12 protein-coding genes are annotated in these 12,312 nt (G+C 66.5%); 3 read left to right on the forward strand and 9 right to left on the reverse strand.

Translation table 11 applies throughout. From position 1 onward, the window contains the following. Positions 1 to 28 precede the first annotated feature (28 nt). From HZZ13_RS21230 to HZZ13_RS21260, 7 genes are all read right to left on the reverse strand, one after another. The gene (locus HZZ13_RS21230; RefSeq protein ID WP_197961484.1) at positions 29 to 589 is read right to left on the reverse strand and encodes a LemA family protein; all 561 of its coding nucleotides are present in this window, start codon (positions 587 to 589) and stop codon (positions 29 to 31) included. Positions 590 to 727: 138 nt separating this feature from the next. Further along, positions 728 to 1,705: a small ribosomal subunit Rsm22 family protein gene (locus HZZ13_RS21235; protein ID WP_197961485.1), complete on the reverse strand. Its 978-nt coding sequence runs from the start codon at positions 1,703 to 1,705 to the stop codon at positions 728 to 730. Between the two features lie 112 nt (positions 1,706 to 1,817). Continuing rightward, positions 1,818 to 5,282 carry a chromosome segregation protein SMC gene (gene smc, locus HZZ13_RS21240; RefSeq protein ID WP_197961486.1) on the reverse strand — a complete coding sequence of 1,155 codons (3,465 nt, stop codon included), beginning with the start codon at positions 5,280 to 5,282 and terminating at the stop codon, positions 1,818 to 1,820. 218 nt (positions 5,283 to 5,500) lie between these two features. Continuing rightward, entirely contained in the window at positions 5,501 to 6,172 is a 672-nt protein-coding gene (locus HZZ13_RS21245) for a DsbA family protein (protein ID WP_197961487.1), read from the reverse strand. Between the two features lie 126 nt (positions 6,173 to 6,298). Continuing rightward, positions 6,299 to 6,796: a DUF721 domain-containing protein gene (locus HZZ13_RS21250; protein ID WP_197961488.1), complete on the reverse strand. Its 498-nt coding sequence runs from the start codon at positions 6,794 to 6,796 to the stop codon at positions 6,299 to 6,301. 10 nt (positions 6,797 to 6,806) lie between these two features. After that, positions 6,807 to 7,127, reverse strand: a complete 321-nt coding sequence (locus HZZ13_RS21255) for a HigA family addiction module antitoxin (RefSeq protein WP_036024868.1) — start codon at positions 7,125 to 7,127, stop codon at positions 6,807 to 6,809. Further along, entirely contained in the window at positions 7,102 to 7,383 is a 282-nt protein-coding gene (locus HZZ13_RS21260) for a type II toxin-antitoxin system RelE/ParE family toxin (RefSeq protein ID WP_197961489.1), read from the reverse strand. The genes HZZ13_RS21255 and HZZ13_RS21260 overlap by 26 nt, the downstream gene beginning before the upstream one ends. 82 nt (positions 7,384 to 7,465) lie before the next feature. On the opposite strand from HZZ13_RS21260, the gene mutY reads away from it, so the two are divergent. Continuing rightward, complete coding sequence (gene mutY / locus HZZ13_RS21265) at positions 7,466 to 8,554, forward strand: A/G-specific adenine glycosylase (protein WP_197961490.1); 1,089 nt, start codon at positions 7,466 to 7,468, stop codon at positions 8,552 to 8,554. Between the two features lie 65 nt (positions 8,555 to 8,619). Beyond that, positions 8,620 to 9,039, forward strand: a complete 420-nt coding sequence (locus HZZ13_RS21270) for a PaaI family thioesterase (protein WP_197961491.1) — start codon at positions 8,620 to 8,622, stop codon at positions 9,037 to 9,039. A gap of 82 nt (positions 9,040 to 9,121) precedes the next feature. Here HZZ13_RS21270 and HZZ13_RS21275 read toward each other — a convergent pair whose 3' ends face one another. After that, positions 9,122 to 10,393 (reverse strand): flavin-dependent oxidoreductase, encoded by a 1,272-nt coding sequence (locus HZZ13_RS21275; RefSeq protein WP_197961492.1) that lies wholly within the window; start codon positions 10,391 to 10,393, stop codon positions 9,122 to 9,124. A gap of 128 nt (positions 10,394 to 10,521) precedes the next feature. Between HZZ13_RS21275 and HZZ13_RS21280 the strand changes: the two genes are divergently transcribed. Then, positions 10,522 to 11,142, forward strand: coding sequence for a glutathione S-transferase family protein (locus HZZ13_RS21280; RefSeq protein WP_197961493.1), 621 nt, complete (start codon positions 10,522 to 10,524; stop codon positions 11,140 to 11,142). Between the two features lie 200 nt (positions 11,143 to 11,342). On the opposite strand, the gene HZZ13_RS21285 is transcribed toward HZZ13_RS21280, so the two are convergent. Further along, the gene (locus tag HZZ13_RS21285) at positions 11,343 to 12,260 is read right to left on the reverse strand and encodes a LysR family transcriptional regulator (protein ID WP_197961494.1); all 918 of its coding nucleotides are present in this window, start codon (positions 12,258 to 12,260) and stop codon (positions 11,343 to 11,345) included. Positions 12,261 to 12,312 lie beyond the last annotated feature (52 nt).

A 12,312-nucleotide genomic window follows, 5' to 3' on the forward strand; every position in this document is an offset into this window, starting at 1 on the left:
ATGACGGCATCTGTTGCGCACACTCAAATCAGAACTTCACCTGCGGCGTCGCTTCGACCTCGGTGCGGCTGGTGCCGAGATCGAAGAAGTCCTTCCTGGTGAAGCCGAACATGCCGGCGAACAGAGCGGCGGGCATCTGCTGGATGCCGGTGTTGTATTCCTGGACCGCGTTGTTGAAGAAGCGGCGGCTGGCGGCGATTTTGTTCTCGAGATCCGACAGCTCGCTCGCGAGCTGCTGGAAATTGGCATTGGCCTTGAGGTCGGGATAGGCTTCCGACAGCGCGATCAGCCGGCCGAGCGCGCCGGAGAGCTGGGTCTCGGCCGCGGACACCTGCGCCGGGCCCTGCGCCGACATCGCCGAATTGCGCGCCTTGATCACGTCGTCGAGCGTACCGCGCTCATGCGAGGCATAGCCCTTCACGGTCTCGACCAGGTTCGGGACCAGGTCGTGGCGCTGCTTGAGCTGCACGTCGATGTCGGCAAAGGCCTGGCCGACGCGCTGGCTCAGCGCCACCAGACGGTTGTAGGCACTGAACGCCAGGAACACGAGAACGACGATGACGCCGAGAACGATCCAGCCGGTCGACATGGAGGACTCCTGAAGGGGGAAGAAGACGGGCTCTAGGGTAGACCAAATTGGCGCGAAGCGAGAGCCCGGCGCGCAAGGGAGGTAAGACTTGGTCGAGTGCGGAGACGCCTGAGTTCAAGGCTGGCAGAGCCAGCAAGATTAACTTTCGGACATGACGGCATCGCCCCAGCGCCAGCGCCGCGCGCTGGCATAGGCCGCCTTGTCCCGGCGCGGGACTTTTGCCGGCGTGACCCCAGCCTCGGTGCAAAGCTTGACCGTGATCTCGGCCTTGCCGACGTCCGGCGGCGCCAGCACGCGCGCGGCGCGGCTCGCCGGCGGGGTACGGATCATGGCCACGTAGATGAAGCGCTCGTCCTCGAACGGCACCTCGGCGCCCTTGATCTGCCGGTGCGCCTGCGAGCGGGGCAGGCGCTGGCTGAAGTGGCACCAGTCGGGCGCGATGAGTGGGCACGGCCTTTCGTGCGGGCAAGGCGCAGCGACGAAGGCGCCAGCTGCGATCAGTTGCTGCCGCACGGCGAGGATGCGGGCATAGCCGGCGGGCGTGCCGGGCTCGATCACCACCAGCGCGTGGCGCGCCTTGCCCCACATCGCTTCGGTCAGCTTGCGCTGATCATGCTCGCCGAGCTCGCCGATGACGTAGCTCGCAACGACGAGATCGGCTGGCGAGACTTCAGTGAGGTTGCCGCTGGCATCGCCGGGCAGATAGCGGCACTCCGCGAGACGCGTACTGTCGCGTGCCAGTTCGAGCGCGAGCCGGCTGAGCGTGGAATTGGAATCGAGCAGGGTAAAATCCCGCAGCGAGGGAAACGCCTCAGCGGCAGCCCAGCTTGCAGTGCCCGGGCCGGCGCCGACGTCGAGCACCGTGTCAGGCGTGAGGCCAGGTGCGATTTCCATCAGCGCATTGAGACTGGCCGCCACCGCCGCGTAGGTCGCGGGCATGCGCGCCAGCGCATAAGCGAGCGCATCGGCTTCCGACTTGATCGTGCCGGAGCCGCCGCCGGCGCGATAGGTGGTCGAGATCTTCTGGGAGCGCTGGGCCGCGTCGGTGCGGGAGAAGCCCTGCAGCTTGCCGTCGAGAGCGGCTTTCAGCTCGGCGGGGAGGATGGGGGAGATCATGTTTGCCCACCGTCATTCCGGGGCGCGCGTAGCGAGAACCCGGAAGTTCGAGATTGTAGCGCGAGATTCCGGGTTCTCGCTACGCGAGCCCCGGAATGACACGCAAGCGATCTCACGCCACGTTCTGGTCGAGAATGTCCACTGCCTCTTGCAGGCTCACCGACACCAGCTGCGAGACACCGCGCTCGGCCATGGTGACGCCGAACAGCCGGTTCATCCGCGCCATGGTGATCGGATTGTGCGTGATGATGATGAAGCGCGTGTCGGTCGAGCCGGTCATCTCGTGCAGGAGGTTGCAGTAGCGTTCGACGTTGTGGTCGTCGAGCGGCGCGTCGACTTCGTCCAGCACGCAGATCGGCGAGGGGTTGGTCAAGAACACCGCGAAGATCAGCGCCATCGCGGTCAGCGCCTGCTCGCCGCCCGAGAGCAGCGACAGCGTCTGCGGCTTCTTGCCCGGCGGCTTGGCGATGATTTCGAGGCCGGCCTCCAGCGGGTCGTCGCTCTCGATCAGGTGCAGCGCGGCCTCGCCGCCGCCGAACAGCTCGACGAACAGGCGCTTGAAGTGATTGTTGACGACTTCGAACGAGGTCAGCAGCCGTTCGCGGGCTTCCTTGTTGAGGCTCTGGATGCCCTGGCGCAGCCGCTTGATGGCTTCGACCAGGTCGTCGCGCTCGGTGACGAGGCCGGTGTGCTGGGTCTCGACCTCGCGCAGCTCTTCCTCGGCGCGCAGATTGACTGCGCCGAGGCGCTCGCGGTCGCGGCGCATCTTTTCGAGATCTTCCTCGATCTCGTGCAGCGGCGGCAGCTCGGCGCCGGGCTCGATCTCGGCAAGGCCGGCGACCGCCTGCGGCTCGACCTCGAGCATGTCGCGGATCTCGCGCTCGATGTCCTCGAGCCGGCGGCGGGCGCCTTCCATGCGCTCCTCGGCGCGGGCGGTGGCCTCGCGGGCACTCGACAAGGCTTCGAGCGTCAGCTTGGCGACACGGTCGGTCTCGGCCATCGCGGTTTCTGCGGTGGCGAGCGCGTCGGCGGCCATGCGGCGGTCGTTCTCGGCGTATTCGATCTCGGTGATCAGCGCGCTGCGCTTCTCGGCGAACACGGCCGGGGCATTTTCGAGCTCGCTGCGCTCGATCGTGAGCTCGGCGATACGGGCCTGGATTGTGTCGATGTGGGAGGCCGCGCTCTCCTTGCGGTTCTGCCACTCGGTGCGCTCGGCGAGGATCGCCTGCACGCGGCGGTCGGCGAGCTCGGCTTCGCGTGCCAGCGCCTGCGCCTCGGCGCGGACCTGGGCAGCCATGCGGCGGTGGCCCTCGATGTCGCTGCGGACGGCGGCGAGCTGGGTTTCGGTGTCCTCGCTCGACGGCAGCTCGCCGATGCCGGCCTGAGCGTATTCGTAAGCGGCCTCGGCCTCGGCGCGGTCGGCGGCGAGCCGGCTGTGCGCTTCCGATAGCGTCGCCTTGCGTGCGGCGTGGCGGCTGATCTCGCGCTCGGCATTGGCATGGCGCTCGCGCGCGACGTTCAGCTCGCGCTGGGCGGCGCGCCAGGCTTCGCGGCTGGCGCCTTCGGTGCTCGCCGCCATCTGTAGCTCGGACTCGGCGTTCTCCAGCGCCTGGCGCTTGATCTGCGCGTCGATGCGGGCCTGCTCCAGCTCGTTCTCGATGTCGACGAGGCGGGCGCGCTCGGCGAGGCGCCGCGCCGCACCGGTCGGGGCATGCGCCGCGGCAACAAAACCGTCCCAGCGCCAGACGTCGCCTTCGGGGGAGACCAGGCGCTGGCCGGTCTTGAGCTGCGAGACCAGCTCGGCGCCGCGCTCGCGCGGCACCACGCCGATCTGGGCGAGGCGGCGCGCCAGCTCGGCCGGCGCCTGCACATGGCTCGCGAGCGGAACGGCGCCCTCGGGCAGCTCCGGATCGCCCTCGGTATGGCCGACATTGGTCCAGCGCATTGGCGCCGACGGGTCGATCGGCGCATCGAGATCGTCGCCGAGCGCCGCGCCGATCGCCTTCTCAAAGCCCTTGTCGACGGTGATGCCGTCGATGATCGGCGGCCACAGGTTCTTGGTCTCGCCGTTGACGATCTTGGAGATCGTGCGCGCCTCGGTCTCGAGCCGCTGCACCCGCTTGTCGGCCTCGACCAGCGGCGCGCGCGAGGATTCCAAGGTCTGGCGTGCCGCGATATGCGCCGCTTCGCTCGCCTGGGCCGCAGCTTCGGACGCCGCCAGCGTCTGCTCCGCGGTCTCGACCAGCGCGGTCAGCTCGTCGAGATCGCCGAAGCCGCCGGTCTCGGCGGCAAGCTTCTGCTCTTCCGCCGCGACGTTCGCGATCTCCTGGTCGAGCCGGGCGAGCTTGTCGCGATGGGTGCGGACGTTGGCCTCGAGCTGGTTGCGCTTGGCGGTGAGGTCGGCGAGCGCGGTGGTGAGCTCGGCGAAGCGCTGCTCGGTTTCGGTCAGCACCGCCTCGACCTCAGCGACGCGCTCGTCGACGCCGGAGCGCTTCTCAACGCGCGACTTGATCTCTTCCTTCAGCTCGGCATCTTCCGCATCGAGCCGCTGCAGCGCGACGTCAGCGTCCATGGTCTGCTGCTGGGCGCGTGAGATGTCGCCCTCGAACTGGGCGAGGCGGCGCTCGAGCTCGGCGAAGCGCTCCTTGGCGCGCTCTTCCTCGCGGTCGAGCTGCTCGCGGGCATTGGTCAGTCGCTGCAGGCCGGCCGCGGCGCGCGCTTCGGCATCGCGCAGCGCCGGCATCTCGGCGGCGCGGATCGCCTGGATGCGGGCGGCCTCGGCCTGGTGCTGGGTGCGGTCGGCCATCTCGCGCACGGCGAGGTCATGGGTCTGGCCGGATTCATTGACGTCGGCATGGGCGCCGATCCAGCGCAGATGGAACAGCGTGGCTTCGGCCTTGCGGACCTTGGCCGCGACCTCGCGGTAGCGCACGGCCTGGCGGGCCTGCTTCTTCAGGCCTTCCATCTGGCCGGAGAGCTGGCCGATCACGTCCTCGACGCGGGTGAGGTTGGTTTCGGCCGCCTTCAGCCGCAGCTCTGCCTCGTGGCGGCGGGCATGCAGGCCGGCAACGCCCGCGGCATCTTCCAGCACGCGGCGGCGCTGCTCGGGCTTGGCCTGGATGATCTCGCCGATCTTGCCCTGGTGGACGAGGGCCGGCGAGCGCGCGCCGGTGGCGGCGTCCGCGAACAGGATCTGCACGTCGCGCGCGCGCACGTCGCGGCCGTTGATGCGGTAGACCGAGCCCGCTTCGCGCTCGATGCGCCGGGAGATTTCGAGGATCTGGCTGTCGTTCATCGCCGCCGGCGCGGTGCGATCGGCATTGTCGATCGTCATCGTCACTTCGGCGTGGTTGCGCGCGGGACGGTTGCCGGAGCCGGCGAAGATCACCGCATCCATGTCGGCGGCGCGCAAGCTCTTGTAGGAGGTCTCGCCCATCGCCCAGCGCAGCGCCTCGACGAGATTGGACTTGCCGCAGCCGTTGGGGCCGACCACGCCGGTCAGGCCGGGCTCGATGACGAAGTCCGTGGGCTCAACGAAGGACTTGAAGCCGTGAAGTCGCAGGCGGGTGATTTTCATAAGCACGCATCTCTGTTGGCAGGCGCCGAATCCCCCTGCCGGGACAATACCATGGAAGGCAATGTCGCTGTCTGGGTGAGTCGCGCGAGGCGGCTCATGCGGCTGGACAATGGCCGTGGTGCGCCGCAAGGGCAACCGGCGAAAGCCGCTTTTCCCAAGGGATTTATGCCGGGAAAGATACGGCTTTCGAGATGCGAATCAGGATCTTGACGAGCGAATCAGCTCTTCAGGAGCGGGTTGATCTTCTTGGCGAACTCCTCGAACGAGGCTTCGCCCTTGATCTTCTCGCCATTGATGAAGAAGGTCGGCGTCGAATCCACCTTGAGCACGTCGCTGGCATATTTCTGGTCGGCGGCGATCTTGTCGAGCAGCGCCTGGTCCTTCAGGCAGGCCTCGACCTGCTGCTGGGTGAGGCCAGCCTGTTTGCCGATCCGCGTCAGCGTCTCGGTGGTGTTCTTCATCACCCAATCGTTCTGCTGGCGGAACAGCATGTCGGTGACCGCGAAGTATTTCGGCGCGTCGTCCTTGGCGATGCAGCGCGACAGCATCGAACCGGCGGCGGCTTTGATGTCGAGCGGGAATTCGCGGAAGATGTAACGCACCTTGCCGGTGTCGATGTATTCCTTCTTGATCTTGGGGAACACCTGCTCGTTGAAGGCGGCGCAGTGCGGGCAGGTCATCGAGGCGTATTCGGTGATGGTGACGGCGGCATCGTTGGGGCCGAGCGCCATGTCGGGCAGCGACACAGGCTTCGCCACATCGGCGGCCGACTGGGCCTTTGCTTCAGGGATCATGGCCTCCGAGATGAACCGCAGCGGCGAGAGCCCGGCGAACGCGGCAAGCCCGGTCAGCGACAGCATCGTGGTGAAGGCGCGGCGGGTGATGATCAAGGTCGGCTCCCGGGATTGGCAAGGTTCGCCCGAGGTTCCCCTTCGGACGGCCTGTCGCTAGCTTGAAACGTCGTTTGAGGCAATGGCGGCGCTACGGACAAGTCCAGTTTGGCCGCGGAATAAGGCTCAATTTCGCTTGATGGCGGCCCCGAGGCGCGCCAGCGCCGTCTTCAGTTCTTCATCGTCGATGTCGGTCAGGTTCTCCGCCACCTTGGCGACGGCCTTGGGGTCGGGTGGGCCGGGCCGCTTCCGGGCCTGCGGCCGGGACAGCGGTGCCTGGCGGAAGGCGAGCTTGCCGACCGCGCTCCAGCCGAAGAAGCGGTTGACCCGTTCCAGGATCACGTCGGCCGAGTGCTGGATCTCCAGTGCCATCGGCCCCTCGACTCGCAGCACCAGCGTTGCCGGCTCCTGCGGCTGCCCCTCGACCGGCCGCGGCCATTGCATCTTGAGCGGCTCGGCATGGGCCGCGATCTCCGGCCCCGCGATCTGCGCCCACCGCGTCACCAGCTCGCGCGCCGCAAAGCCCTGCTTGGCATAGGCCTCGGCAAAGACGTCGTCGAGCAGGATCCCGAGCGGTTTGGCGCTGACGGGGCCGGGCTTGAAGATGGGTCCGGATTTGGACATGGGCCGCCCGTTATGCCGCGGCGCGAGGCCGGATGGCCTTGAGGTCGCGATCGATCTCGCGTCGCCGCTGCATCAGATCATAGTCCATCTGCAGACCCAGAAAAAAGCCCTCCGACAGACCGAAATAGCGGGCGAGCCGCAGGTCAGTGTCGGCGGTGATGTCGCGCTTGCCGAGGACGATCTCGTTGATCCGCCGCGGCGGGACGTGAACGGCGCGCGCCAGCGCGTTCTGGCTGAGCTCCATCGGCTTCAAGAACTCTTCGAGCAGGATTTCGCCGGGATGGGGATTGCGGAGGAACCCGTTCCTAGTGGTAGTCGACGATTTCGACATCTCTCGGTCCTCCTTCATCCCACACAAAACAGATGCGCCACTGATCGTTGATCCGGATCGAGTGCTGACCTTCGCGGTCGGCTCTCAGGGCTTCCAGCCGGTTGCCCGGAGGGACCCTGAGATCGGCCAATATCCGTGCCTGATTCAACAAGCGCAGCTTTCGCAAAGCCACATTCTGAATGTCAGGCGGCAGTTTTCGACTTCGCCGGCCGGACCAGATCAACTCGGTCTCGAGGTCGGCGAAGCTCTGGATCATGCCTGTTTATAACGCAATGCGTTATAGCACGCAACGGCTCCTCGCGCTGGCCACAGGCGGAATCCTCCTCTAGTAAAGGCGCATGCCCTCCACGACTGCGCGCAAGAAGGAGCAGAGCACGTCGTCTGACCGTCCGCTCGCGCTCCTGCAATGGTACGACCGCCACCGCCGCCGGCTGCCCTGGCGCGCGGCGCCCGGCGAGGCGTCCGATCCTTATCGCGTGTGGCTCTCCGAGATCATGCTCCAGCAGACCACGGTGAAAGCGGTCGGCCCCTATTTCGAAAAATTCGTCGCGCGCTGGCCGGATGTCACTGCGCTGGGGCGGGCTTCGCTGGATGCCGTGCTGCGGATGTGGGCGGGGCTCGGCTATTATTCGCGCGCACGCAACCTCCATGCCTGCGCGGTCGCGGTGATGCGCGAGCATGGCGGCGTGTTTCCGGATACCGAGGAGGGGCTGCGCGCGCTGCCGGGGATCGGGCCCTACACGGCGGCGGCGATTGCGGCAATCGCGTTCGACCGCCGCACCATGCCGGTCGACGGCAATATCGAGCGCGTGGTGTCGCGGCTGTTTGCGGTCGAGGAGGAGCTGCCGCAAGCCAAGCCGCTGATCCAGCAACTCGCCGCGACGCTGCTGGCGGATTCCCGCGCCGGCGACAGTGCGCAGGCGCTGATGGATCTCGGCGCCTCGATCTGCACCCCGAAGAAGCCGGCCTGCTCGCTGTGTCCGCTGAACGAGGATTGCACGGCGGGCGCACAAGGGACCCAGGAGACGTTCCCGCGCAAGGCGCCGAAGAAGAGCGGGACGCTCAGACGCGGCGCCGCCTTCGTGGTCACGCGTGGCGACGAGCTGCTCGTCCAATCGAGGCCCGAAAAGGGGCTGCTCGGCGGCATGACGGAGGTGCCGGGCTCGGACTGGCTCGCCGGCCAGGACGATGCAACGGCGAAGCAGCAGGCGCCGCAGCTGAAGGGGTTGTCGCGCTGGCAGCGCAAGGTGGGCGTCGTCACCCACGTCTTCACGCATTTCCCGCTCGAGCTGGTGGTCTACACCGCGAAGGTGAAGGTGCGCACCCGCGCCCCCGAGGGCATGCGCTGGGTGCCGATCGCAACCCTGGCCGACGAAGCGCTGCCGAACGTCATGCGCAAGGTCATCGCGCACGGATTGGGCCTTTAGGATCCACCCTGCTGACAACAGGCTGTCAGCAGACCTGCGCTAATAGGGCGCAAAGGAGATCTCGCATGGTCAAGACCGCGCTCGATAACTTCCGCCGGCCGCCCTGCGCCGAGCTATTGGGCTGGCGTTTGCTCGATGCCCGCCCGCAGGAGGGCTGGATCAAGCTCGGCTTCGACGGCAAGCCGGAATTCTGCAACCCCGCAGGCTTCATCCAGGGCGGCATGCTCTCGGCCATGCTCGACGACACCATGGGTCCCGCGGTGCTGGTGATGAGCGAGGGCCGGCTCTACACCACCACGATCAGCATGACTGTGAATTTTCTCAGCCCTGCAAAACCGGGACCGATCACCGGTGAAGCCAAGGTGACACAGCTCGGCAAGACCATCGCCTTCGTCGAAGCCAAGCTGATGGCGGAGGACGGCACGGTGCTGGCGACGGCAAGCGCGAGCGAGCGGCTGCTGGAGGCGGCGAGGGTGGTGAAGTGAAGCGGGTCCGCCCGAGCCGCGCACTCCTTCTTCCTTCTCCCCTTGCGGGAGAAGGTGGCATAGGGCAGCTCGCTTCGAAGCCTCACGCCGTCGCGCGCGCGTCCTTGCTCACGATCGGCGGCTTCGCATTCAGCGCCTCGACCTGGAATCCCGCGACACGCTTGTAGTTGGCGGCGATGTCCTCCAGCTCCTGCTGCGACAGCACGTCGGTGACGACCTTGTATCCGTTCGGCGCGCGCTCCTCGACCAGCTGCATCACCTGCTCGGGGCCGTTCTTGCGGTTGAGCAGGACGAGATCGGTGGTCGCGGGCCGCCGCTCGGCCTCATAGGCGAGCAGCGCCGCGGTCGTCGGACCGTGCGCGAGAATCTCGCGGGTGATGACGCGAGCATCGAGGATCGCCTGCGAGGCGCCGTTCGAGCCGATCGGGTACATCGGATGCGCGGCATCGCCCATCAGCGTGACCTTGCCGAAGGTCCATTGCAATACCGGATCGCGGTCCACCAGCGGATATTCGTAGGCGTGCGGGCAGTTCCTGATCAGGGCGGGCACGTCGAGCCAGTCGAACCTCCAGCTTTCGAACCAGGGCAGGAACTCTTCCAGCCGCGCGGTGCGGTTATAGTCCTCGCGCCGCCACTGATAGGTCGGCGGCATGTGGCGCTCCGCGACGATGAGATGGTTGCCGTTTGCGTCCGGTTGTTTCGAGATCGGATAGCAGACGAATTTCAGGATCTCGTGACCGGCCATGATCATGGTGCGGCCGGTGAGGAAGGCTTTTGCCGGCGTGACGCCGCGCCAGAGGATGCGGCCGTTCCAGATCGGCGGGCCTTCGTTCGGATAGAGCTTCTCTCGCGCGGCGGAATGGATGCCGTCGGCGGCGATCAGGATCGCACCCTCGTATGTGCCGGCGGCCTTGCCGGTCGCCCTGTCGACGAAGTCGGCGCGCACGCCGCCCGCCGTCTCGGTCCAGCCGGTCAGATGATGGCTGGTGAGGATGTTGTCGTGACCGAGCCGTTCGAGCGCGGTGTCGAGCAGGATCTGCTGCAGGGTGCCGCGATGGATCGAGAATTGCGGCCATTTGTAACCGGCCTCCAGGCCGCGCGGCTCGCTCCAGATCGGCTTGCCGTGCTTGGAGAAATAGGCGAGCTCGCGCGTCCGCACGCCGCTGGCGTCCAGCTTGTCCAGCAGGCCGAGCTCGATCAGCTCGCGCACCGCATGCGGCAGCACGTTGATGCCGACGCCGAGCGGCTTCAGTTCCGCCACGCTCTCGAACACTTTCACGGGAACGCCGATTCCGTGCAGGCTGAGCGCAAGCGTGAGCCCGCCGATGCCGCCTCCGGCGATGAGTACCGTCATGAGAAAACCCCTCCGATGGGAGGCGTCTTGGCACAGCCGGGCGGATGTGGGCAACTGCGAAGAGGATGTCGTGCTATGGACGGCGGGGCCGACAGCCGTTAACTTTCAGCTTTCCCATGAGGTCCGACATGCTCAAGCTCTACTACGCCACCGGCACCTGCGCGCTCGCCACCTACATCACCCTGGAAGAAGCCGGCGCCGACTACACGGCCGAACGGCTGAGCTTCAAGGACAACCAGCAGAACAGCCCGGACTATCTCGCCATCAACCCGAAGGGCCGGGTGCCGGCGCTGGTCACCGACCGCGGCGTCCTGACCGAGACGCCGGCGATGCTGGCTTACCTCGCGCAAACCTTCCCCAAGACGAAGCTGGCGCCGCTCGACGATCCCTTCGACTTCGCCCAGGTGCAGTCGTTCAACTCCTATCTCTGCTCGACCGTGCACATCAACCACGCCCACAAGATGCGCGGCGCGCGCTGGGCGACGGAGGAGAGCTCGTTCGCCGACATGAAGGCGATGGTGCCGAAGACCATGGCCGCCTGCTTCAAGCTGATCGAGCAGAAGATGTTCAGGGGACCGTGGGTGATGGGCGATCAGTACACGATCTGCGATCCCTATCTCTACACGCTCTCGACCTGGCTCGAAGGCGACAGCGTCGACATCAATGCGACGCCGAAGATTGCCGATCACTTCAAGCGCATGTCCGATCGCCCCGCGGTGAGCAAGGTGATGGCGGCGCAGAAGGCGTAAGCGCGCCGGCCACATATTCCACTGTCGTCCCGGGCAAGCGTCAGCGCAGACCCGGGACCCATAACCACAGGGACAAGTTGTGGCGCGAGCCGATAACCACGAGTCTTCGCCAAATCACCTCCCGTGGTTATGGGTCCTGGATCGGCGCGCGCTTGGGGCGCGCTTGTCCGGGACGACATCGAATTTGTTGAAGCTGCGTCCTAACCGGCCTTCCACCTCTCCAATTCTCGCCCCGTCTCCAGCATCAGCCGCCGCAGCCAGATCGAGCCGGGGTCCATCTGCGCGCGGGTCGGATGGAACATGAACTGCTCGTCGATCCCTGGATCAAGCGGCGGCGTCACCGCGACGAGGCCGAGCTGCTCCGACAGCGCGGCGATCAGCCGGCGCGGCACGAAGGCGACCAGATCGGTGCGCGCGGCGACGTGCAAGGCTTCGAGATAGCCCGGCACGACCAGCGAGATATGTCGCTCGATGCCTTTGCTGCGTAGCCAGGTGTCGATGAGATCCTCGGCGTTACCGCGGATGATCACGCCGACATGGCGGGCGGCCAGGAAGGTCTCGCGCCGCTTCAGCTTCGCTGCAAGGGGATGGCCGCGCCGCACCGCCAGCGCGTCGCTGTCGGTATAGAGCAGCTGGCGGTGAAAGCCCTTGAAGGCATTGCCGATCGAGATCACGAGGTCGATGGTGCGGGCGAACTCGGCGTGGAAGATCGCAGGCCCCCGCCACGGCACCACGTCGATGCGGACATTGGGGGCAAGCCGCGTCACCTTCGCCATCAACGTCGGCATCAACAGCTCGACCGCGAGATCCGGCATCATCAGGCGGAATTGCCGCTCGCTGCGCGCGGCATCGAAGTCGTCAGGCACGAACAGCCCGCGCACCTGGTCGAGCGCTTGCGCCAGCGGCGTGCGCAGGGCCTGGGCCCGCGGCGTCAGCTCCATCCGTGCGCCGGTGCGCACCAGCAGCGGGTCACTGAAGATGTCGCGCAAGCGTTGCAACGCGTGGCTCGTTGCCGGCTGTGACAGGCCGATCCTCATGGCCGCGCGGCTGACATTGGCCTCGCGCAGCAGCGCATCGAGTGCGGTCAACAGGTTGAGGTCGAGCGAATTCAAATTCATGAGGTGAATAGATATCATATTTCATATCGATTTGAAGAATGCTGTCGGCCGG

The sequence above is a fragment of the Bradyrhizobium agreste genome, from assembly GCF_016031625.1.
In the GTDB taxonomy this organism is placed as follows: domain Bacteria; phylum Pseudomonadota; class Alphaproteobacteria; order Rhizobiales; family Xanthobacteraceae; genus Bradyrhizobium; species Bradyrhizobium agreste.

Bases quoted from the DNA above. Each gene is read 5' to 3' on its own strand.
- HZZ13_RS21230 (WP_197961484.1), bottom strand. From the start codon at position 589: ATGTCGACCGGCTGGATCGTTCTCGGCGTCATCGTCGTTCTCGTGTTC.
- HZZ13_RS21235 (WP_197961485.1), bottom strand. From the start codon at position 1,705: ATGATCTCCCCCATCCTCCCCGCCGAGCTGAAAGCCGCTCTCGACGGC.
- smc (WP_197961486.1), bottom strand. From the start codon at position 5,282: ATGAAAATCACCCGCCTGCGACTTCACGGCTTCAAGTCCTTCGTTGAG.
- HZZ13_RS21250 (WP_197961488.1), bottom strand. From the start codon at position 6,796: ATGTCCAAATCCGGACCCATCTTCAAGCCCGGCCCCGTCAGCGCCAAA.
- HZZ13_RS21255 (WP_036024868.1), bottom strand. From the start codon at position 7,127: ATGTCGAAATCGTCGACTACCACTAGGAACGGGTTCCTCCGCAATCCC.
- HZZ13_RS21260 (WP_197961489.1), bottom strand. From the start codon at position 7,383: ATGATCCAGAGCTTCGCCGACCTCGAGACCGAGTTGATCTGGTCCGGC.
- mutY (WP_197961490.1), top strand. From the start codon at position 7,466: ATGCCCTCCACGACTGCGCGCAAGAAGGAGCAGAGCACGTCGTCTGAC.
- HZZ13_RS21270 (WP_197961491.1), top strand. From the start codon at position 8,620: ATGGTCAAGACCGCGCTCGATAACTTCCGCCGGCCGCCCTGCGCCGAG.
- HZZ13_RS21275 (WP_197961492.1), bottom strand. From the start codon at position 10,393: ATGACGGTACTCATCGCCGGAGGCGGCATCGGCGGGCTCACGCTTGCG.
- HZZ13_RS21280 (WP_197961493.1), top strand. From the start codon at position 10,522: ATGCTCAAGCTCTACTACGCCACCGGCACCTGCGCGCTCGCCACCTAC.
- HZZ13_RS21285 (WP_197961494.1), bottom strand. From the start codon at position 12,260: ATGAATTTGAATTCGCTCGACCTCAACCTGTTGACCGCACTCGATGCG.